We start from the raw sequence: 21,112 nt of genomic DNA, 5'->3' as shown, positions 1-21,112 counted from the left end.
GGACCATGTGCCCCGCGGGCGGCCGGTTCCCCGTGCGGTGCACGGGGAACCGGCCGCCCGGTCCGTTCCCGGATCAGTGGTTATGCGGAGGCCCGCTGTTCGCGGGCCAGCGCCTTGGCGGCGCTGCGGCGCTCGGCGGACAGCACGTCCACCGGCTCCCTCGCCGGGCTGGTCACGTCACCCTTGCGCAGGGCGGCCTTCCGCGAACGCGGTTGAGACCTCGGCCAAAGCCCCGTTCGGGGCTGCGAGGGCTGCGGGGGCTACGAGGCTGCGAAAGCCCTGCGCGCACGTTCCGCCATGGACGTTCCTCGACCACACCGAATCCGTCACCGTTCCCCAGCGGCCCCGTCAGCCCACCAGCCCCCGGCGCATCGGGAAGAGCGCCAGCCCTATGCACAGGGCTCCCGCGGTCAGCAGGTCCAGGTTCACGGCCATCATGACGACCCCGGCCAGCACCAGCAGCGGGGACCAGCCGGGGACCTCGCCCCGGCGGAAGAACGCGAGCAGCGTGACGAGCGCCAGCAGCCCGAGCCAGAAGAGCATCGGCACCACCGTGTAGACCACCGGCATCACGCCGGGCACGTCCTGCACCTTGTCGAACATGTCGCTCATGGCCTGCTTGTCCGCCGCGACGAACCCGACCACCAGGTCGATCACCGCCTGGACCGCCACCGCGGCCGTGCCCAGCAGTCCGATTCCGGCGGCCAACCGGACACCGGCCCGTCGGCCGCCACGCACCCCGGCCGGCAACCGCAGCCCCAGGAACACCGGAACGAACGCGAGCACACCGGCCAGGAACAGCAGGTGAGCAACCGACCACCACACCCCGGGCCCGTAGTCACCCATCGCCCGCCCGATCAGCCGCACCACCCCGTAGCCGGCCATCAGGGCCGGGGCCACGAGGAACGCCCTTGCCGTGAAGCCGTTCTGACTGTTCGCCAGTTCCGTTGTCTGCATGCTTCGATGATCGACTCGGGGTACTCCGGCGGCTATCGGGGATGCCCCTCGGCCGACCCTGGCACGGACGCCACAGCACCCTAGGGGTGGGCTCGGGGCCGACGACCGGACGGAGAGAGGCGGGTAGGCCCTGCCCGCCTCATCCCGGCCGAACTCCCTGTACGCCCCTCGGCCGTCGGTCTCGGCCTGTGGGAGATGCTCACCACCGATCAGCGGATCGCGCTGCTGGGCCATGAACTCGGCCACTACGCCAACGGCGACACCCGCCAGGGCGTGGTCCTCGGAAACGCGCTCCGCTCGAGGGCCGATCCACCTGCGCCGGGCCCGGCTGCTGGCCGGCGCAGCACTTCCGGCGACGGTCACGGTCGACAGCGCCCGCAGCGCCGCGCTGCGGGCGGAACTCTCGGGGTCACGGGACCGGCTGGCGCGCCACATCATGAACGGCGGGTAGCCATGAACGGCGAGTGGTCCCGTACGGCGAGTAGTCATGTACGGCTCGTTCGCGTCACCCGCCCGGCACCCTGCGACGTTCCTCCTCCTCACGCCTCCCTGGTCACGGCCGTCGCCCGCCAGGGCGCCAGCCGCTGGACGTCCCGGGCCGTCTCCGTGACGCCGGCGAGGAAGCCCTGCGCCCTCGGGGACGCCGTTTCGCGGAGCCACTCCGGGGCGATGTCGCAGACCGCGACCTTCACGTCGGTGCCGACCAGGGCCAACGGCAGGGTGTGGACCACCGTGGAGGGGAAGCTCAGGACGGTGCGGCCGATCGGGCCGCGGCGGGCGATGACTTCCAGAGGGAGGTCGGGGCGGACGATCTCCAGGCCGGTGGCGGCCTCCAGGGCGTGGAGTTTCTCGGTGGATTCGCGGCGGTGGGCGAAGTAGCGGGTGGCGCCGTGGGTGCGGGCCAGCTCGGCGACCGCCTCCAGATACGGGGCGCGGTCGACCACGCCCGTCTCCACCAGGGAGGTGCCGACCAGGTCCGCGCCCTTGGTGAGCAGCGGCGGGCCGAAGCGGGCGCGGGTCCAGGAGAAGGTGTTGGGGATGAGCGTGATGCCGGGCGGCGGGATCACCGGCATCGCGGTGAAGAGTTCGACCTCGCGCGCCGCGGACGGGGTGAAGCGGCGGCGGGCGATGGCGGTGACCGGGGCCAGGGCCAGGTCGCGGGGGCTCGATCCGCCGCGGCGGTGCCAGCGGGTGAGGCGTTCGCCGCGGGTCAGCTGGGCGACGAACTCCATGGTGGCGGTGCCGTCGTCCACCACGGTGAGACGGCGGGGACGGACCAGGGAGAGCAGCAGCTGTACATAGCGGGAGAACGGGTCCCCGATGACGATGTGGTCGGCGTTGCGGACGAGCCGGGTCAGGGCGCGCAGCGACTTCAGGGGGGTGCCCGAGTCGCCGCGCGCCTCCTGCCAGCGCACGGTGACGCCCTCGTCGCGGGCCAGCTCCGCCATCCGGCGCAGCTGACCGCGCGACATCGGGTCGACCGGAGGGAGGACGACGACGGTGACGTCCGCGAGGACGCGGCCGCCGCCTCCCTCTGTGCAGGCCCACTCCAGGACGTTCAGGAGCTGGACCGGGCTCTCGACGAAGGCGAGGTTCACCGGTCTGCCCGTCAGACCGCGACCGGCTCGGCGGCCTGGGCCGCCTCGCCGCTCGCTGCCACGACGCCCGGGACCCGGCGGAGCTTCTTCATCGGGCCGAGCTCCGACTCGTACACCTTCTTGACGCCGTCGCCGAGGGACGCCTCGATGGTGCGGATGTCGCGGACGAGGCGGGTGAGGCCCTGCGGCTCGACGGACGCGGCCTGGTCGGAGCCCCACATGGCGCGGTCGAGGGTGATGTGGCGCTCGACGAAGGCGGCGCCGAGGGCGACGGCGGCGAGGGTGGTCTGCAGGCCCGTCTCGTGGCCGCTGTAGCCGATCGGGACGTTGGGGTACTCCTGCTGAAGGGTGTTGATGACCCGGAGGTTCAGCTCCTCGGCCTTCGCCGGGTACGTCGAAGTGGCGTGGCAGAGAAGGATGTTGTCCGAGCCGAGCACCTCGACCGCGTGGCGGATCTGGCGCGGGGTCGACATGCCGGTGGAGAGGATCACCGTGCGGCCGGTGGCGCGCAGCGAGCGCAGCAGCTCGTCGTCGGTGAGGGAGGCGGAAGCCACCTTGTGGGCGGGGACGTCGAACTTCTCCAGGAAGGCGACGGCCTCGGTGTCCCACGGGGAGGCGAACCAGTCGATGCCGCGCTCGGCGCAGTGGTCGGAGATGGCCCGGTACTCGGTCTCGCCGAACTCCACCCGGTGGCGGTAGTCGATGTACGTCATCCGGCCCCAGGGGGTGTCTCGCTCGATGTCCCACTGGTCGCGCGGGGTGCAGATCTCCGGGGTGCGCTTCTGGAACTTGACGGCGTCGCAGCCGGCCTCGGCGGCCGCGTCGATCAGCGCGATGGCGTTGTCGAGGTCGCCGTTGTGGTTGATGCCGATCTCACCCGTGACGTAGACGGGGTGGCCGGGGCCCGCGGTGCGGGTGCCGAGGGTGCGCAGTCGGGAGGTGTTCATGGTGCGTTCCTTACTTGGGGAGGGGGGTGCTGGTGGTGAGGGTGGGGCCCAGCAGCCAGGCCGCGATCTCGCGGATGGCGCCGAAGCCGCCGGGGGTGGTCGTCACGGCGCGCGCCGCGGCGCGTACCGAGTCGTGGGCGCTCGCGACGGCGACGGGCCAGCCGGCGAGTGCGAAGCAGGGGAGGTCGTTGACGTCGTTGCCGACGTAGAGGACCCGTTCGGGGGCGATGGACTGTTCGTCGCACCACTGCTTGAGCGCGAGGTCCTTGCGGTCGATGCCGTGCAGGACGGGGACGCGGAGCTTGTGGGCGCGGGCGGCGACGACCGGGTTCTGTTCCGTGGACAGGATCAGGAGGGGCAGGCCCGCCTTGCGCAGCGCGGCGATGCCGAGTCCGTCGCCGCGGTGCACGGCGACGGTCTCGCGGCCGTCGGCGTCGATGAGGACCCGGTCGTCGGTCTGGGTGCCGTCGAAGTCCAGGACGACCGCGTCGATGTCCTCGCGGGTGGGCAGCGGCGCCGGATCCAGCAGCGGGGCCAGTGCGCGGGCGCGGGCCAGGTCGTGCGGGTCGTCGATCTCCAGGACCCGGGCCGGGTCGGTGCGCACCAGTGCGGTGTGGCCGAAGAAGCGGTGCCGGTGGGTGCGGAAGCCCGCCGCGTCCATCGCGTAGGCGGCGCCCGTCTCCAGCAGGTCCTCGGGGCGGTCCTGGCGGCGGGGGCGGACCGACTTGTCGTGGTTGACGCCGTAGTTGTGGTCCTCGACCTCGCTGCCGTCGCGCCACAGGAAGCCGTGGAACGGGGCGACGGTGACGGCCGTGTCGGCGCCGTCCCGGGCGACCGCCGCGGCGACGCCGTCGATGTCCTCGCGGGCGACGAAGGGGCTGGTGCACTGGACGAGGAGGACGACGTCGACGGTGCGGCCGTGCGCCGCCTCGTAGGTGTCCATCGCGTGCAGCACGGCGGCCTCGCTGGTCGCGGTGTCCCCCGCGATGGCTTCGGGGCGCTGCACGCAGTGCACCCGGGCCTCCTCGCCGAGCGCTTCGCCGGCGGCGCGGGCCGCCTCCGCGACGGCCGGGGCGTCGGTCGTCACGACGACGTCCGTCACCTCGGCCGATGCCAGGCAGGCGCGGACCGCGCGGACGACCAGGGGTATGCCGCCGACCTGGGCGAGGTTCTTGGCCGGTACGCCCTTGGATCCGCCGCGGGCGGGGATCACGGCGAGCACGGTGGGCTGTGCGGCGGGCGGTGTCATCGCTGCTCCCAGGGGTGTCTTGGTGGTGGTGTTCACAGCTCGCCCATCCGTCGGATGACCGGGGCGACCCGCTGGACGCCCTGGCGGTACGCGCCCCGCGCCGCGTCCCGGACCGCCTCGCGCACCGCTCCCCTGACCCGGCCGGTGTCCCCGGTCGCGGCGGCACCCGGCAGCGGGTGACCGTCGGGGGCCAGGTGGTGGCGGGCGAGGATGCCGGGGAGGTAGCCGGGCGCGGTGGCGGGGGTGTAGTAGGGCGCCAGGTCGGGCAGCCGGGGGGCGGCCAGCAGGGCGGTGACCCGGGCCCGCGCGGTGTCGTAGGCAGTGTCGTAGCCGCCGTCGGCCGCGACGCCCTGGCCGGCCAGCCAGCGTTCGTCCGGCCGCGGGTGGGCGCCGCCGTCGAGGTGGTCCCAGGAGGTGAGCAGTCCGGAGCCGATGAAGTGGTGGTTGCCGAGGGCCTCGCGCACTCCCAGGTCGGTGAGGACCGCGGTGGGGATGCGCCGGTGCAGGGATTCCAGGGCGGCGGTCGAGGACACGGTGACCAGCAGGTCGGTTCGGTCCAGCAGCTCGCCCATGTGCCCGTACACCAGGCGGAAGTTGGGCGGGAGTCCGCCGGGCAGCCTCTCGGCCAGCCGCTGGTAGGGGAGTTCCTCGATGTGCGTGGTGTGCTCGCCGGGCTTGGAGCGCAGCTTCAGCAGGACCTCGCGCCCCGGGTGCAGCCTGGCGTGCTCGACGAGTCTGCGCAGCAGATACGTACGGTCGGCTCGGGAGGCCGGTACGGAGGGCTGGGCGGCGAAGACGACGGTGTCGCGGCCCGGTTCGGGGCGGTGCGGGGCGCCGCCGAGGAACGGCAGGGCGGCCTCCGTCACGGCCGAGGCGTCGGCGCCCACTCCCTCGTACACCGCGCGGAAACGGGTCGCGTCCTGGCGGGAGTTGGCGAGTACGACGTCGGCGCCGTGCCGCAGCAGCAGCCCGTCCGCGAGCTTCTCGTAGACGACGCCGACATAGCCGGTGACGACGACGGGCCTGGCGGGCAGCCGGAGTGCGGCGAGGCCGTGCAGCATCGCCTGGACGGCGCCGCCGACCAGGGCGAGGACCACCAGGTCGTAGCCCTCGTCCCGCACGGTGTGCAGGAACTCGACGGCCGTCACCTCGCGCACCCGGTCGGCGGCGATGCCGACGTCGCCGACCTCGGCGAGCTGGCGCGGTGTCGGGGTCGCCCGGCCGCGCAGCAGCAGTCCGCTGATCTCCGCCCGGGGCGCGCCCGCACGGTCTTCGCCCGAGGTCAGCCGGCGCGCGGTGAGCGCACCCCACTTCCATCGGGTGTCGGAGTCGGCGAGCACGGCCACCCGGAGCGCCGGGGGCGGCGCGTCCGTGGATTCCAGCTCTGCCGGAGAGGCCGAATTGCGGTTACGAGTGGGCACGTCCAAGAAGGTAGGAAGGCTCGGGGGTGAGCAGCCCAACGTGACAGCAACAAAGGGTTAACAGCCCGCCGACGATTGCCCAACCTGCCGCCAGGCTGCTTGAAAGGAGCGGGAAAGCACCTCAGGGGGTTTACCGGTTCATCATTTCGACGGGCGCCGTTCACCCCGTGTCCGTACGGCCGCAAGGGCGAATGCCCGGCCCGGAACTAGCGTGCTGCGGGTGGTCAAGCTCTCCGTCATCGTGCCGTTCTACAACGTGCAGACATACGCCCCCGACACCCTGAGAAGCCTGCGGGCGAACGCCCGCGAGGACTTCGAGTTCATCCTCGTCGACGACTGCTCGACCGACGGGACCGCGGACATGCTGCGCCGCGCTCAGGACGAGATTCCGGGGGTGGTCGTCCGCAGGCACGAACAGAACGGCGGACTGGCCACCGCCCGGAACACCGGTCTGGACGCGGCCCGCGGCGAGTACCTCGCCTTCCTGGACGGCGACGACTGGCTCGCCCCCGGTTTCTACGCCGAACTGCTGGCCCGTACCGAGGCGTTGGGCTGTGACTTCGTCCGTACCGACCATGTCCAGGCCGACGGCAGGACCCGTACGGTCCAGCGCGTCCCGCACGGCCGCAGGGGCGAGGTGATGGCACCGCGGGACGCGATCCTGCCCGCCGGGCGCAGCACCTCGGTCGACTACGCGTACGCCTGGGCGGGCCTCTACCACCGCCGGCTGCTGGACCGCGGGCTGCTGCACTTCACGGACGGGCTGCGCACCGCCGAGGACCGGCCGTGGATCTGGCGGCTGCACCGCGAGGCGGATTCCTTCGCGGTGCTGGGACTTCTCGGAATTTTCTACCGACGTGGCGTCGCCTCGTCGCTCACCCAGATCGGTGATATGCGCCAGCTCGATTTCATTCGCTCGTTCGACCAGGTCATACGGGAAACAGCGGCGGACCGCGATGCGCGGGAACTCCTGCCGAAAGCGGTTCGCAACTATTGCGCGATCATCTCCCATCACATGGGTTCGATGGAAAGGTTCGAACCCTCGGTGGCGCGTGCCCTGAAAACGATGAGTGCCGACGCTCTCGGGCGCATGCCGCAGGATGTGCTGGACGACGCCCTCGACTCGATGGACGTCAAGCGCGCGGCCCTGCTGCGCCGGCTGCGCCGACGGTCCGCCGCGAAGGCGGTGGCGGCCGCGTGAGCAGCGACCGGGCCGGTACGACACAGATCTTCTTCGCCTCCACCCTGTACGGCACGGCCACGCTCGCCGCCGCCCTGGACTCGGGTCTCTTCGCGGACGCCGGCCGCCGCATCCTGCTCGTCTCGAACAACGCGGCGATCCCGGAGACGACGTCCGCCGTCGACGCGATGCCGGGGTTCGACGCGCTGCGCGGCCGGTTCGACGACGTCGTGTCGTGGAACGCGACGATCGCCCCGCACCACCCGGCCGGCTGGTCCCCGCGCCCGGACGACGTACCGCTGTGGGAACGGCATCTGCGGCTCGCCTGGGGGCTCGGCGACGACGACATCGAGATCGCCGTGGAGTCGATCCAGGTCAACCCGGCCATGGCGGTCGCCCAGATCTTCACCGGCGTACCGATCGACGTGTACGCGGACGGGCTGATGAGCTACGGCCCGACCAGGAACAAGATCGACCCGCTCGTCGGCACCCGGGTGCGGCGGCTGCTCCATCTCGACCTGGTGCCGGGGCTGCGGCCCCTGCTGCTCACGGAGTTCGGCGTGGCGCCGCGGATCGTACCGACGGAGGCCTTCCTCAAGGTGCTCGGTGAGCTGGGCGACGCGCCCGACGTCGTGGCGGGGGTGCCGTCCGTCGAGGCGCCGGCGCTGCTGCTGGGCCAGTACCTCTCCGCGCTCGGCCTGATCAGCGCGGCGGAGGAGGAGCGGCTGCATCTGCGGATGATGCGCGGGGCGGTCCGGCTCGGCCACACCCGCCTGGTGTTCAAGCCGCACCCGACGGCCCCGGCGCAGTGGTCCCGGGCGATGGAGGCGGAGGCGCAGAGGCTCGGCGCGGAGCTGACCGTGCTGGACGCGGGGGTGCTCACCGCCCCGGTCCTCGCCGAGGTGCTGTACCGGCGGATGCGGCCCGCGCTGGTCGTCGGCTGCTTCTCGACGGCGCTGCTCACGGCGTCCGCGTTCTACGGGCTGCCGGTGGCGCGGGTCGGTACGCGGACGCTGCTGGACCGGCTGACCCCGTTCGAGAACAGCAACCGGATTCCGGTCACGCTGGTGGACGTACTGGTGCCGGACCTGGAGGACGGGGACGCGGTCCCTGCGGCTCCCCCGGAAGCACCGGCCGACTTGAACGACCTGGTCGCCGCGGTCGGCTTCGCCATGCAGCCGAAGATCTGTCCGGCGCTGCGCCCGGTGGCGGAGCGGTATCTCGCCGCCCGTCTCACGGCCTCGACGTGGCGCTACTTCAAGCGCAGGCGGCTGACCTCGCTCGGCCTGCCGGGCGGGGTGCCCGAGCAGTTCGCGTTCCTGCCGCGAAGTGCCGCGGTGCGCCGGGTGGCGCGGCGGGCGAAGGCGTTGCGGCGGGCCGTGCGGCGGTGAGCCGGTCCGGCGGGTGGTGACAGCGCGGGAGGGGGCGGGGCGCCGGTCGGCGTCCCGCCCCCTCCCGTCGTGCCGTCAGACGCGTACGCCCGCCTGGATCAGCCGGAGGTCCGCGGCGTTCGCCTCGGTGACCTTCCACAGTTCCCGCTGGCGCCCGTGCACATCGGCGACCGCCGCGGCGTGGTCGTCCAGCATCCCGGCCGCCCGCTCCACGAGCCGTGCCCCGAGGTGCCGGTCGTGGACGGAGATGCCCCAGTCGGGCCGCTCGATGTCGGACAGGAAGTACGCCATCTTCGGGTGCGAGATCAGGCTGATGACCGGGGTGCCGCAGCCGAACGGGATCATGCCCGCGTGCCCGCGCATCCCGATGACCAGCCTGGTCCGGGCGTAGGTGTCCCGGATCTCGTCGTTGCCGAAGTCGTACATCGGGATCACCGGCAGCGCGATGCCGTGTTCGCGCCGCAGGTCGAAGGCGATCCGCTCGTCGTCCAGCGAGTGGGCCACGCACTTCACCTCGGCCCGGGTGCCGAGCCCCTTCACCGCGGTGGCCATCTCGGCGAGGAAGTGCCCGTAGTCGTGGCCGAAGCGGAGCCCCGATCGGTCGTACGCGGCGTTGATCAGCACGGTGTCGTCGCGCCGCGCGGGGTCGGTCCAGCCGTCCACCAGCTGCCGGGTGACGGTCGTCGGGCAGGGCTGGAAGCGGACCTTGTCGTGCAGCGAGGACGGCAGCAGCTCGCGGACCTTCTCGATGGAGCCGTGGTTGCGCAGCCCGAAGAACGCGGCGCGCTCGACCAGCTTGCGCAGTGAGGAGAGGAACCGCTCCCGGCCGTGGCCGTAGGCCTGGCCGTCGAAGGCGTTGAAGCCGACCGCGTACACCATGACGGGTACGTCGATCCGCTCCAGCAGTTCGTCGGGGACGTTCCACTGCCAGCCGCTGTTGCCGTTCGGGGCGGTGTCCGGGATGAAGAGGCCGCCGCCGCCGATGACCAGTGCGCGGCGGGCGTTGACCCGTTCCAGCGCGGCCTCGTCGAACAGCCGGTGGGCGTGGACGGAGTGCCAGCGAGCCGGGCCGGTGTCGCGGCCGAAGGCCAGCCGGACGCTCTCCGGGAGCAGCTTGTCCCCGGCGTTGCCCTGCCGGTCCATGTAGAACGCGACGTGTGCGAGCTGGTCGGCGGGCGGTCCCTGGGCGGGGGCCTCCGCGTCCCTGGTGCGCTTGTACATCAGCCGGTTCGCCCGGTGCGTCGGGTCGACACCGAGCCCTTCGAGTGCGTACCGCGCCGCGCCGGAGTCGTCGCCGTGGATCCAGGCGATCTGGGCGAGGCGCGAGAAGGCGGTGGCGGCCCGGTTGGGCGCCGCGGTGGCCAGCAGCAGTTGGGCGCGGGCCTCCTCGTAGCGGGAGACGCTCATCAGCGCGTGGCCGAGCACCTCGTGCGGCCAGGCCTCGTCGACGGGGATCCGGACCGAGCCGAGCAGCTCGGCCGCCTCCTGGTACTCGCCGGCGCCGATGTGTGCGGCGGCGACCCGGCGGGCGCTGTCGGGGTCGGCGGTGCGGCGGACGTGCGGGGTGCCGTAGTGTACCAGCAGGTCGTGGTGCTTGGCGCCGGGCAGGGCCAGGTACGAGGCGTGGAACTCGGCGTCGGACAGCTCGGACTCGCGCCAGCGGTCCTCGGCGAGCCCGTACCCGGCCTCGCCGCCCTGCCAGGGCTTGTGCCGGCCGGTGAAGTGCAGGATCGCGGTGTTGTCGGGCACCGGGAGGTCGCCGGAGAGCCGCCGCTTGACGAAGTTGTAGCGGGAGTCGAGCTGCACGAAGTCGCCGTCGAGGACGGCGTTCAGAATGCCCTGGTCGTGCTTGTCCAGCTCGTATGCGCCGTTGCGGCCGACCTCGTCGATCCGCGCGCAGAACGCGTCGCTCAGATACTCGCGCTGGATGACCAGCAGCCCGCTGTTGAGCTTGTGCTGCCCGTAGAAGAACTGCGGAACGGCGGCAAGTCCCTCGCGCAGCCCGAGCAGTTCGTCCAGATCGCCGAGTACCACCATGTCGGTGTCCAGGGTGATCACGGTGTCGTAGTCGCGTATCCGGAAGACGTCCAGGATGAAGTAGGCCTTGCGCACCAGGTAGTTGTCCTGGTCGCCCTTGGCGTACGTGTCGTAGTGCGCGGCGTCGACCCGGCGGAAGTCGATACGCGGGTGCAGTTCCCGGATCCGGGCGACGGACGCGGGGCGCAGCCCGTCGTGCAGGACGATGAAGTCCTCGCAGAGGGCCGGGTTGGACAGGGCGAGGCTGCGCAGCAGGGCGAGGAAGCCGGGCAGGTAGTTCTCGTCCACGAAGCTCGCGAAGGCGACCCGGCGCTTGCCGGTGAGCGCGTTGGCGGGCGCGGGAGAGGCTGTCGGAGCGGGGGTGCCGGCGGGGTGCGTCGTCGTCATCGCAGTCGGATCCTCGTATCGGTGACGCTCTGGGCGCGTTCCATGACCCACGCCTTTTCGCTGGTGTACTCGTGCACGGAGGTGATGGGCATCTTCATCGCGGCGGGCAGCCGGTAGGCGCCGCTCTCGTAGAAGTCGAAGCCGATCAGGTCGAGTTGGGGGCTGACGTCCAGGTGGTCCAGCAGCCAGAGCATGTTGAAGCCGCTGGTGGGGATGGCCGGCCAGGCGTCCGTGCCGACCTTGCCGATGTCGCGCAGCGGCCAGCGCAGCGACTCGTCGCCGAGATACTGCTGGGCGCCCGGCACCAGCCGGGTGCGCAGCGAGTGCTTCCAGTCGCCGGAGATCCCGCCGAACACCAGCCGGGTGTGGACCTTCCGGTCCCAGTTGAAGCCGTGCTTGTGGATGGTGGCGTGGATGTCGGTACGGCTGCCGGTGGCCGCCGGGTCGATCCGGAACGAGTTGAAGCGGACGACCAGGTCGTACGCGTCGATCTCGGCGCCCATCGAACCGGCGCCGACCCGCTGCGAGTTGGCTATCAGGCAGATCGACTTGCCCGCGATGTGGTTGCGGAACTCGCCGAGCGTGGTCCATTCGACGCCGCCGAAGGTGGGGTCGGCCACCGGGCCGCGCATCCGCATCCGGCGCTGCCCGGCGTAGAGCTCGATCAGCTCGGTGAGGCGGGCGGGGTCGCCGTTGCCCGCCGGGGTGCCGCCGCTGCCCGGCGCGCCGTCGGCCTCCAGCGCGAGGCCGAGGTAGTGGGCCAGGGCCTCCTGGATCTCCGGCACCGGCGCGCCGGAGCGGTCCTGGGCCAGCAGTGCGCCGATCAGCCGGGACCGCGCCCGGTTCCGGTCGCCGCGCGCGTGCAGTGCCAGGCCCTCGGCCCAGGTGTCGGTGACCGGTCCTTCGGCGAAGCCCGCGGCCTCGGGGCAGTCCCGCTCCAGGATCCGCAGCAGCTCGTCCTGGCGCTCCGCCCCGGCCCGCAGCCCGGCCGTCTTCGCCGCGATCCCGAAGCCGTCGTCGTCGGTGAGGGCGAGGTAGCGCTCGTACGCCTCGACGGCGTCGGCCTCCGCGCCGATCGCCTCCAGGACACGGGCCCGCAGCCGCCAGGCGGCCCGGGAGCGTCGGCGCTGGGTCAGCACGGTGTCCGTGACGAGGACCGCGAGCTTCAGCTCGTCCTCGTAACCGCAGTCCAGCGCCTTGTTGCCGACCGCGAGCAGCGGGTCGAGCAGTTGGTCGCCAAGGACCAGGGCGGAGCCGGGGCCACCTTTGGAGGTGCGCCGCAGCAGGGGGACCGGGGAGGCCGCGGCGGATGTCTGCTCCATGGTGGCGTGGGTGGCCAGCAGGTTTCGCAGGGCCTCGGCGAGCGCCGTGCGCCGCCGGTCGAGTCCGGCGACCAGCTTCCCGCTGTGGGCGGCGCAGGCGCGCAGGCAGGTCTCCAGGTCCGTCGGACGGACGGCGGCGGGAGGGGACGTGCCGTCGTCGGACGGGACCGGGTCCTGTGCGTCACGCTGCCGTGGCCAGCGGGTGCGGGCTTTCGTCATGGCGCTCCAAAGCGTCTGATGCCCGTGGGGGAAGGGGCGTATCGAGGGGTGCGGATGTTCGTCAACCGTTCCGGGTTCCGTGGCACGCTAGGAAACCTGAACGGCCGCGGGATGAACTCCCCCTGTCGGCACGGACAACTGCTGACTCCCACCCGTTCCCGGCGGGTGCGGGGTGCGCCGGGTCGGCGTGCGGACCGGGTGACCCGGCGGGGACGGCCGTGTGAAGGGCGGCGGACCATCAGGTGAACCGCCCTTTCCCGCAAGGGATTTCACGATGTTCGGTGACATATTCGACGCACCATGAGGACTCCGCCGTTTCTCCGATCGCCGCGCGGCCGGGGCGCCGCCCTGGCCGCCGTGCTCACCGTCGTCACCGTCTGCGCCGGGGACGCGATGGCCCGCGGCTACCCGTTCGGCCCGCGCACCCGCAGCGTGAACGACCTGGGCAATCAGTTCGTACCGTTCCACGCCCGGCTGTGGGATCTGCTGCACGGGCGGGCGGACGGCGGGCTGCTGCTGAACTGGCGGTCCGGCTTCGGCACCAGCTTCCTGCCCGACCTCGGTACGTATCTGAGCAGCCCGTTCGCCCTGCTCGTCGGGGTGTTCCCGAGGGACCGGATCGACCTGGCCGTCTACGTCGTCACCCTGGTGAAGACGGGGGCGGCGGCCGCGGCGATGACCTGGCTGCTCACCGCGTTGCGCCGGGGCCGCGGCCGGGAGTGGCTCGCGGCCGTGCTCGGCGCCTCGTACGCGCTGTGCGGCTGGTCGGTCGCCGAGGCCGTGTACAACCCGATGTGGCTGGACGGGCTGATCGCCTTCCCGCTGCTGTGCCTGGCCGGCGAGTGGGCGCGGACCGCGCGGCGGCCGGTACTGGGAACGCTTCTCGTGACGCTCGCCTGGGTCTCCAACTTCTACACCGCGTACATGGCCACGCTCGGCGCGGCGCTGGTGCTGGTGGTGCGGCTGCTGCTGGAGGACGGGACTTCGCGGGAACGGGTCCGGGGTCTGGTGCGCGCGGTGCGGACGGTGCTGCTCGGCATCGGGATTGCCGCGCCGGTCCTGCTGCCGGTCTTCCTCGGCACCCGGCACGCCTATCCGGGCTGGACCCGGGAGTTCGCCCCGGCGGCCTGGCCGGATGTCGCGGCCCGGCTGCTGCCCGCCACGTACGGCTTCTTCAGTCCGGCGGTCTTCCTCGGCACGGGCGCCCTGCTCCTGGCCTGCGCACTGGCCTTCCACCGTGCCGTGCCGCGCGCCGAGCGGTGGGGGTGGCCGGGGCTGGTGGCCGTGGTCGCGCTGTCGTTGCAGTGGGGGCCCACGCATCTGCTCTGGCACGCCTTCGCGACGCCGAACGGCAGCCCGTTCCGGCAGACGTTCGTGCTCTGCGGCATCGTGGTGATCGCCGCCTGGAGCACGGTCGCCCGCGCCTGGCCGGACCGGCGGGCGCTGCTGGGCGGGGGCGGGGTGCTGGCGCTGATCGCGGCCACGGCCGCGCCCAGCGCGCTGGTCACCCGGTGGACGTATCCGCTGTTCGCCGCGGGCCTGGTGGCGGCCGTCTGCGCTCTCGCGCTGGTGCGCAGGGGCAGGTTCGTCGCGCTCGCGGTGCTGCTGCTGGCGGGGGCGCAGGCCGGTCAGGCCGCCGCGACCACCGCCTACGCCGACCGGCAGCGGCTGAAGCTGCTCGACGACTACGCGCCTTGGGGCGAGCGCCAGCGCCTCCAGTCCGAGGCGGTCGCCCGCGCCGACGGCTGGCCGCGCTATCGCACCGATCCGGGTCCGGAGCAGACCACCGCCAACGACCCGTTGGTGGTCGGCGGCCAGGGCGGGGCCTACTACAGCAGCCATACGCCCGACGTGACGACCCGCACCTTCCTCGCGCTGGGCGGCGGCTGGACCTCGCGCGGCCGCGCCGTGCAGGGCCTGGACAACCCGGTGACCGACGCGGTGTTCTCGGTCGGCGCCCGGGTCCACTCACCGCGCGATCCGCATCAGGTCTGGAACCGCCCGGACGACCGGCCGGTGACCGTGACCCGGCAGGACGTCCCGCCGCTGGTGACGGTGCGGCCGTCGGCGGAAGCACCCCGGTGGGGTCGCTCGCCGTTCCGCAACCAGGAGATGCTGCTCGGCGCCTCGGTGTACACGCGGCCGGCGACCGTGCTGCGGTCCGCGGACGGCGCCCCCGCCGCCGACAGGAATCCGTACGCGTACGAGGTGCGGCCCGGCACGTACACCCTAGGCGCGAGCTGTCCGGCCGGCAGCCGGGTGTTCCTGTGGGCGCCCGACCTGTTCGGCACCGCCCGGCTGGGCGCCACCGGTGAACCGAACGATCTGCGGGGCGACATGCCCGCCCGCCGGGCCGGGATGCTGCCGCTGGGTCCGGGCGGGGGCCGGATCGCCGTGACGCTGCGGGCGGAACGGGCGGGGACCGTTCCGCACGAGGCCGTCGGCTGCCTGGACCCGGGGCGCCTGGCCTCGGCGGTGGCGGGGCTGAAGCGCACGGGCGCGACGCGGGTCACCGTCTCCGGCAGCGGTGTGCGCGCCGAACTCCCGCCCGGAACCCGGGGAGTCGCGGTGCTGGCCGCGCCCAGGATCGCGGGCTGGAGCTGCGACGGGCGGCCGGCCGGCTCGTATCTCGGCCTGGTCGCGGCGCCGGTCGGCGACGGCCGGACGACGGTGGACTGCGCGTTCCGGCCGCCGGGGCTGCGGGCCGGGACGTTCGCCGGGGCCGCCGCGCTGGCGGCCCTGCTCGCCACGGCGCTCGCACCGGCGGCCCTGGCCCGGATACGGCGGCGGCGCGCGCGGGGCCTGCCCGGGCGGTGACCCTCAGCGCACCCCGTAGCGCGCCTCGACGCCCGCGATGATCAGCCGCAGGCCGTCCTCGAAGCGTTCGTCGTAGTGGTCGAAGATCTCGGAACCGGCCGCCGCCGCGAGCGGGTGGCCCGCCAGCCGTTGCGCGCGTTCGCCGACGTCGAAGCCCTCGCGCCGCTGGTCCGGCATCGGGCGGACGCCCTGCTCCTCACTGACGAAGCCCATCGTGTACAAGTACGCGGTGGTGCCCGTCCGGACCGCCTGCCACAGTTCGAAGCCCGCGTCGACCATGGTTCGCAGATGGCCTTCGAGCCCGTCGGCGTGGTCGGTGCCGGTGAACTTCGCGCCCCCGTAGACCTTGGCCCCGTCGCGGTAGCGCAGCAGTGCGCGGCGCAGCCCGCTGTTGTACGCGAGGAGCTGGTCCTGCCAGCTCTGCGGGGCCGGCCCGGGCAGGTCCTCGTCGAGCATCCGGCGGTACATCACCGTGGCCATCTCGTCGAGCAGCGCCTGCTTGTCCTTGAAGTGCCAGTAGAGCGCGGGCGCCTTGACGTCCAGCTGCTTGGCGATGGCGCGCAGGCTGAGCCCGTCCAGGCCCACCTCGTTCAGCAGCCGCAGCGCCGTGTCGGCCACCCGTGTCCGGTCGATCTTCGTTGTACCCACCTTGACAATTTAACAGCGTTAAGCGCAGACTCCCAGCCATGAAACTTAACACCGTTAAGGAAACTGGGGTCCTCGTCGTCGGCGCCGGCCCCTCCGGTCTCGCCCTCGCCTGCGACCTGGCCCGCCGGGGCGTGCCCGCCCTCCTCGTGGAGCAGGCGCCCACGCTCTTCCCTGGCTCACGCGGCAAGGGCATCCAGCCCCGCACCCGGGAGGTCCTGGACGATCTCGGGGTCGGCGACGCGGTCCGCGAGCACGGTGGTCCGGCGCCGGTCGGGATGGTGTGGCGGAACGGCGAGCGGCTGGGCGAACACCGCATGTTCCGGGTGACGGCCCCGACGGACGCCGAGCCGTACGGGGAGCCGTGGCTGCTGCCGCAGTGGCGCACCCAGGAGATCCTGCTGGCCCGGCTGCGCGAACTCGGGGGCGACGTCGCCTTCTCGACCGCGCTGACCGGCCTCGGCCAGGATGCCGGCGGGGTCACCGCACAGCTGAACACCGGCCCGGTCCGCGCCTCCTACCTGGTCGCGGCGGACGGCGGACGCTCCACGGTGCGGCGGGCGCTGGGCATCGCGATGACCGGCGAGACGGTGGACCCGGCCCCGATGCTGGTGGCCGACGTGCGGGTCGCCGAGGACGCGCTCGACCGGCTCAACTGGCACATGCTGGACACCGACTCCGGGTTCGTCTCCTTCTGCCCGCTGCCCGGCACGGCGGACTTCCAGCTGGTCGCCCAGTTCAAGCGGGGCGAGCCGGACGTCTCCCTGGCGGGGGTGCGCGCGGTCGTCGCCGAACGCACCCACCTGGACGCGCGGGACATCACCGGGCTCCGCTGGGCCTCCGACTTCCGGCCGCGCGCCGCGCTGGCCGACCGGTTCCGCGACGGACGGGTCTTCCTGGCCGGGGACGCCGCCCATGTGCACTCCCCGGCGGGCGGGCAGGGCCTGAACACCAGCGTCCAGGACACGTACAACCTCGGCTGGAAGCTCGGCCAGGTGCTGAACCACGGCGCACCCCCGGCCCTGCTCGACAGCTACGAACAGGAGCGCCGCCCGATCGCCGCCGAGATGCTCGGCCTGTCCACCCGTATCCACCGCGGCGAGCAGGAGCGCGGCGCGGCCACCCAGCAGCTGGGCATCGGCTACCGCGGCGGCCCGCTGTCGGCGGGCCGGGCGGGCGTCCTGGAGGCCGGCGACCGCGCCCCCGACGGGCCCACCGGCAACCAGCGGCTGTTCGACGTCTTCCGGGGCCCGCACTTCACGCTGCTGGCGGTCGGCACCGAAGCGGACCCGCCGCAGTCCGCGGGGCCGGCGGTCCGGGTGCACCGCATGGACGCGTACGAGGCGTACGGCAAGGGACTGTTCCTGATCCGGCCGGACGGCTACATCGGCTGGGCGGGCGAGGACACGGCCGGGCTCGCCGGATACCTGGCACGGCTGGGCCTCGAAGTCGAGCTCGGCTGAGTTCCCGCCTTCGCCGCCATGGGCCCGGGTGCGGGCGGGCCCCGCCCGGTCAGACGTTGCTGAGCGAGAGCTTCGCCGCGAAGCCGAGGAACAGCACACCCGCCGCCGAAGTCGCTCCCGCCGAGAGCCGCTTGCGGCGGCGGAACGCGGCGGACAGCCGGGTGCCTCCGAATATCAGCATCGACAGGTACAGGAAGCTGGCCGCCTGGAGCAGGGTGCCCAGCAGCAGGAAGGAGAGCGCCGGATAGGCGTACCCCGGGTCGACGAACTGCACGAAGAACGAGATCAGGAACAGGATCGCCTTCGGGTTGAACAGGCTGACCACCAGCGCCCTGCGGTACGGCCGCTCCATGGCGCCCATCGCCTCGGCCCCGTCCACACCCTCTCCCGTCAGCTCGGCCACCCGCCGGTGCCGCTCGCGCCACATGGACACCGCGGCCCGCAGCATCCCGATGGCCAGCCACGTCAGATAGCCCGCCCCCGCGAACTTCACCACGGCGAAGAGCACCGGTGTGGTCCGCAACAGCGACGAGGCACCCAGCGCCGACAGCGTCATCAGCACGGTGTCCCCGGTCCACACCCCGGCCGCGGCCACATAGCCGGTACGCACCCCGCGCCGGGCGGCGACGGACAGCACGTACAGCGAATTGGGCCCCGGCAGCAGAACGATCAGCACCAGACCGGCGAGATAGGTCGGAAGGTCAGTGACACCCAGCATGAAACGGAGTGTCGCACGCGAGTACGACAACCCGGCCCCGGGGTGCCGGTGTCAGAACGCGTCCGCCGGCACGTACGTCCCCCACACCTCCCGGAGCGCGTCGCAGACCTCGCCCACCGTGGCGCGGGCCCTGAGCGCGTCCTTCATCGGGTACAGCACGTTGTCCGTTCCCGCGGCCGCCCTCCGCAGGGCGGCCAGGGCCGTGTCCACCGCGCCCCGGTCGCGTTCGGCGCGCAGCAGTGTCAGCCGGGCCGCCTGCCGGGCCTCGATCTCCGGGTCGACGCGGAGCGGCTCGTACGGCTCCTCCTCGTCGAGCCGGAAGCGGTTGACGCCGACGACGACCCGCTCGGCGCTGTCCGTCTCCAGGGCGGCGCGGTAGGCGCTGAGCTCGATCTCGTTCTTCTGGAAGCCGCGCTCGATCGCGCTGACGGCGCCGCCCATGTCCTCGACCCTGAGCATCAGCTCCAGGGCCGCGGCCTCGATGTCGTCCGTCATCCGCTCGACCGCGTAACTGCCCGCGAACGGGTCGACGGTGGCCGTCACGTCCGTCTCGTACGCCAGGACCTGCTGGGTGCGCAGCGCGAGCCGGGCGGACTTGTCGGTCGGGAGCGCGATGGCCTCGTCGAAGGAGTTGGTGTGGAGGGACTGGGTGCCGCCCAGGACCGCGGCCAGGCCCTGTACCGCGACGCGCACCAGGTTGACCTCGGGCTGCTGGGCGGTGAGCTGGACGCCCGCGGTCTGGGTGTGGAAGCGCAGCATCAGCGACTTGGGGTTCTCCGCGCCGAACTCCTCCTTCATCACCCTCGCCCAGATCCGGCGGGCGGCACGGAACTTGGCGACCTCCTCCAGGATCGTCGTACGGGCGACGAAGAAGAAGGAGAGCCGCGGGGCGAAGTCGTCGACGTCCATTCCGGCCGCGACGGCGGTACGGACGTACTCGATGCCGTCCGCGAGCGTGAAGGCGATCTCCTGCGCGGGCGTGGCCCCGGCCTCCGCCATGTGGTAGCCGGAGATCGAGATGGTGTTCCACCTCGGGATCTCGGCCCGGCAGTACCGGAAGATGTCGGCGGTCAGCCGCAGCGAGGGCCCCGGCGGGAAGATGTACGTGCCGCGGGCGATGTACTCCTTGAGCACGTCGTTCTGGACGGTGCCGGTCAGCTGCCGCGCGGACACCCCCTGGTCCTCGGCCACCAGCTGGTACATCAGCAGGAGCAGCGCGGCCGGGGAGTTGATCGTCATCGAGGTGGAGACCCGGTCCAGCGGGATCCCGTCGAACAGCACCCGCATGTCGTCGACCGAGTCGATCGCCACGCCGACCTTGCCGACCTCGCCGGACGCGATGGCCGCGTCGGAGTCGTGGCCCATCTGGGTGGGCAGGTCGAAGGCGACGGACAGGCCCGTGGTGCCGTGGGCGATGAGCTGCTTGTACCGGCGGTTGGACTCGGCGGCCGTGCCGAAGCCCGCGTACTGGCGCATCGTCCACGGGCGGCCGGTGTACATCGACGGGTACACGCCGCGTGTGTACGGGTAGCCGCCCGGCTCCCCCAGTTTCTCCGCGGGGTCCCATCCGTCGAGCGCGTCCGGTCCGTAGACCGGCTCGATGGGCAGTCCCGACTCCGACTCGCGTGTCATCCGCTGCGCCTCCCGCCGGTAGCCGATGCGGAAACCTGAGGCCCTCGGGTGCCCGCTAACGATTTCCTCATCATGCGCGGGATTCGGCAACCGGGCGGAGCGGGAATCCGTCCTATGAGATACCGGAGACCCAGGGGGCCGAGATGATACGCACCAAGAGGACCGGGCGCGGCCACGCGCACGGGGGCGGCCGGGGTGCCGCGGCGGCCACCGCGGCAGTCGCCGTACTCGCGCTGACCGCGGTGACCACCGGGTGCGGACCGCAGGCGGCGGGCAGCACCCCGTCCGCCGCGCCGCCGGCGCCGACGAGCGCCGAACCCACCGACGACGCCAAGCCCGGCGCGGACGGCACGGTGACGGCGACGCCGTCCGGCAGCCCGGAGCCGAGCACACCGCCGAGGTCCACGCCCCCGCCCGACCCGCAGGGCAAGGTGCTGATGGCGAGCGGCTCGCAGGGCAAGCAGGTGCGCGAGCTCCAGGCCCGGCTGCGCCAGATCGGCCACTTCGACCGCAGCCCCACGGGCTACTACGGCACCGTCACGGTCGCCGCCGTGCAGTCGTTCCAGGGCAAGCGCGGGCTGACCCGTACGGGGAAGGCCGACACGCTCACCTGGCAGAAGCTGCTCGGTATGACGCACGTGCCGACGGCCGCGGAGCTGGACCCGCCGACCACCCGCCCGGTCGCGAAGCCGGACAAGCGCTGCATGACGGGCCGGGTGATCTGCATCAGCAAGAACAGCCGGTCGCTGTCCTGGATGATCGACGGCAAGGTCCTCTCGTCGATGGACGTGCGGTTCGGCTCGCAGTACACGCCGACCCGCGAAGGCACCTTCTCCGTCTACTGGAAGTCCCGGCACCATGTGTCGACGATCTACCACTCGGCCATGCCGTACGCGATGTTCTTCAGCGGCGGCCAGGCGGTGCACTACTCCTCGGACTTCGCGGCCCGCGGTTACAACGGCGCCTCGCACGGCTGCGTCAACGTCCGGGACGAGGGGAAGATCGCCTCGCTGTTCGCCCAGGTCCACAACGGCGACAAGGTCGTCGTCTACGGGTAACGACCGACGTCTGCGGGTAACGGTCGTCGTCTACGGGTAGCAGCCGACGTCCACGGCTGGTGGCCGGCGTC

At 72.5% G+C, this 21,112-nt stretch carries 15 protein-coding genes and 1 pseudogene; 6 read left to right on the top strand and 10 right to left on the bottom strand.

The annotated features are described in order from the left end of the window. Positions 1-348: 348 nt before the first annotated feature. On the bottom strand, positions 349-957 hold the full coding sequence (locus FHX80_RS18735; protein WP_145765222.1) for a hypothetical protein: 609 nt from the start codon (positions 955-957) through the stop codon (positions 349-351). 195 nt (positions 958-1,152) lie between these two features. Between FHX80_RS18735 and FHX80_RS36795 the strand changes: the two are divergent. Next, positions 1,153-1,227, top strand: a pseudogene (locus FHX80_RS36795) (M48 family metalloprotease); the annotation flags it as partial. 269 nt (positions 1,228-1,496) lie between these two features. Here the strand turns inward: FHX80_RS36795 and FHX80_RS18725 are convergent. Genes FHX80_RS18725 through FHX80_RS18710 form a run of 4 tightly spaced genes read right to left on the bottom strand, consistent with a single transcriptional unit; the run spans position 1,497 to position 6,172 of the window. Continuing rightward, on the bottom strand, positions 1,497-2,555 hold the full coding sequence (locus tag FHX80_RS18725; protein ID WP_145765221.1) for a polysialyltransferase family glycosyltransferase: 1,059 nt from the start codon (positions 2,553-2,555) through the stop codon (positions 1,497-1,499). Between the two features lie 11 nt (positions 2,556-2,566). Beyond that, entirely contained in the window at positions 2,567-3,502 is a 936-nt protein-coding gene (locus FHX80_RS18720; protein ID WP_145765220.1) for an N-acetylneuraminate synthase family protein, read from the bottom strand. 10 nt (positions 3,503-3,512) lie between these two features. After that, complete coding sequence (locus FHX80_RS18715; RefSeq protein WP_145767375.1) at positions 3,513-4,751, bottom strand: acylneuraminate cytidylyltransferase; 1,239 nt, start codon at positions 4,749-4,751, stop codon at positions 3,513-3,515. Positions 4,752-4,783: 32 nt separating this feature from the next. Beyond that, the gene (locus FHX80_RS18710) at positions 4,784-6,172 is read right to left on the bottom strand and encodes a DUF6716 putative glycosyltransferase (protein ID WP_167523571.1); all 1,389 of its coding nucleotides are present in this window, start codon (positions 6,170-6,172) and stop codon (positions 4,784-4,786) included. A 220-nt stretch (positions 6,173-6,392) separates the two neighbouring features. Between FHX80_RS18710 and FHX80_RS18705 the strand changes: the two genes are divergently transcribed. Beyond that, a complete protein-coding gene (locus FHX80_RS18705) occupies positions 6,393-7,373 on the top strand; it encodes a glycosyltransferase family 2 protein (RefSeq protein ID WP_145765219.1) in 981 nt (326 codons plus the stop codon). Further along, positions 7,370-8,743, top strand: coding sequence for a polysialyltransferase family glycosyltransferase (locus FHX80_RS18700; RefSeq protein ID WP_145765218.1), 1,374 nt, complete (start codon positions 7,370-7,372; stop codon positions 8,741-8,743). The genes FHX80_RS18705 and FHX80_RS18700 overlap by 4 nt, the downstream gene beginning before the upstream one ends. A 75-nt stretch (positions 8,744-8,818) precedes the next feature. On the opposite strand, the gene FHX80_RS18695 is transcribed toward FHX80_RS18700, so the two are convergent. Together FHX80_RS18695 and FHX80_RS18690 are read right to left on the bottom strand one after the other, a co-directional pair. Then, positions 8,819-11,167 (bottom strand): glycosyltransferase, encoded by a 2,349-nt coding sequence (locus FHX80_RS18695; RefSeq protein WP_145765217.1) that lies wholly within the window; start codon positions 11,165-11,167, stop codon positions 8,819-8,821. Next, positions 11,164-12,708 carry a helix-turn-helix transcriptional regulator gene (locus FHX80_RS18690; protein ID WP_145765216.1) on the bottom strand — a complete coding sequence of 515 codons (1,545 nt, stop codon included), beginning with the start codon at positions 12,706-12,708 and terminating at the stop codon, positions 11,164-11,166. The genes FHX80_RS18695 and FHX80_RS18690 overlap by 4 nt, the downstream gene beginning before the upstream one ends. Before the next feature lie 300 nt (positions 12,709-13,008). On the opposite strand from FHX80_RS18690, the gene FHX80_RS18685 reads away from it, so the two are divergent. Continuing rightward, a complete protein-coding gene (locus tag FHX80_RS18685; RefSeq protein WP_145765215.1) occupies positions 13,009-15,525 on the top strand; it encodes a YfhO family protein in 2,517 nt (838 codons plus the stop codon). A gap of 3 nt (positions 15,526-15,528) precedes the next feature. On the opposite strand, the gene FHX80_RS18680 is transcribed toward FHX80_RS18685, so the two are convergent. After that, the gene (locus tag FHX80_RS18680) at positions 15,529-16,173 is read right to left on the bottom strand and encodes a TetR/AcrR family transcriptional regulator C-terminal domain-containing protein (RefSeq protein WP_145765214.1); all 645 of its coding nucleotides are present in this window, start codon (positions 16,171-16,173) and stop codon (positions 15,529-15,531) included. A 38-nt stretch (positions 16,174-16,211) separates the two neighbouring features. Here FHX80_RS18680 and FHX80_RS18675 point away from each other — a divergent pair, with 38 nt between their 5' ends. Further along, positions 16,212-17,633 carry an FAD-dependent monooxygenase gene (locus FHX80_RS18675; protein WP_145765213.1) on the top strand — a complete coding sequence of 474 codons (1,422 nt, stop codon included), beginning with the start codon at positions 16,212-16,214 and terminating at the stop codon, positions 17,631-17,633. Positions 17,634-17,682: 49 nt separating this feature from the next. Here the strand turns inward: FHX80_RS18675 and leuE are convergent, their stop codons facing one another. After that, on the bottom strand, positions 17,683-18,351 hold the full coding sequence (gene leuE, locus FHX80_RS18670; protein WP_145765212.1) for a leucine efflux protein LeuE: 669 nt from the start codon (positions 18,349-18,351) through the stop codon (positions 17,683-17,685). Positions 18,352-18,402: 51 nt separating this feature from the next. Next, positions 18,403-19,983, bottom strand: coding sequence for an acyl-CoA mutase large subunit family protein (locus FHX80_RS18665; RefSeq protein WP_145765211.1), 1,581 nt, complete (start codon positions 19,981-19,983; stop codon positions 18,403-18,405). A gap of 143 nt (positions 19,984-20,126) precedes the next feature. Between FHX80_RS18665 and FHX80_RS18660 the strand changes: the two genes are divergently transcribed. Beyond that, positions 20,127-21,041, top strand: a complete 915-nt coding sequence (locus tag FHX80_RS18660) for a L,D-transpeptidase family protein (protein ID WP_145765210.1) — start codon at positions 20,127-20,129, stop codon at positions 21,039-21,041. The last annotated feature ends 71 nt before the right edge of the window (positions 21,042-21,112 follow it).

This window comes from Streptomyces brevispora, from assembly GCF_007829885.1.
Lineage (GTDB): Bacteria > Actinomycetota > Actinomycetes > Streptomycetales > Streptomycetaceae > Streptomyces > Streptomyces brevispora.
The sequence above is the reverse complement of the archived record's forward strand: the minus strand, read 5'-3'. Positions and strand labels throughout refer to the sequence as shown.

What these genes read in the sequence shown, in the direction of transcription:
- FHX80_RS18735 (WP_145765222.1), bottom strand. Translation starts at nt 957, where the DNA reads ATGCAGACAACGGAACTGGCGAACAGTCAGAACGGCTTCACGGCAAGG.
- FHX80_RS18720 (WP_145765220.1), bottom strand. Translation starts at nt 3,502, where the DNA reads ATGAACACCTCCCGACTGCGCACCCTCGGCACCCGCACCGCGGGCCCC.
- FHX80_RS18715 (WP_145767375.1), bottom strand. Translation starts at nt 4,751, where the DNA reads ATGACACCGCCCGCCGCACAGCCCACCGTGCTCGCCGTGATCCCCGCC.
- FHX80_RS18695 (WP_145765217.1), bottom strand. Translation starts at nt 11,167, where the DNA reads ATGACGACGACGCACCCCGCCGGCACCCCCGCTCCGACAGCCTCTCCC.
- FHX80_RS18690 (WP_145765216.1), bottom strand. Translation starts at nt 12,708, where the DNA reads ATGACGAAAGCCCGCACCCGCTGGCCACGGCAGCGTGACGCACAGGAC.
- FHX80_RS18685 (WP_145765215.1), top strand. Translation starts at nt 13,009, where the DNA reads ATGAGGACTCCGCCGTTTCTCCGATCGCCGCGCGGCCGGGGCGCCGCC.
- FHX80_RS18675 (WP_145765213.1), top strand. Translation starts at nt 16,212, where the DNA reads ATGAAACTTAACACCGTTAAGGAAACTGGGGTCCTCGTCGTCGGCGCC.
- leuE (WP_145765212.1), bottom strand. Translation starts at nt 18,351, where the DNA reads ATGCTGGGTGTCACTGACCTTCCGACCTATCTCGCCGGTCTGGTGCTG.
- FHX80_RS18665 (WP_145765211.1), bottom strand. Translation starts at nt 19,983, where the DNA reads ATGACACGCGAGTCGGAGTCGGGACTGCCCATCGAGCCGGTCTACGGA.
- FHX80_RS18660 (WP_145765210.1), top strand. Translation starts at nt 20,127, where the DNA reads ATGATACGCACCAAGAGGACCGGGCGCGGCCACGCGCACGGGGGCGGC.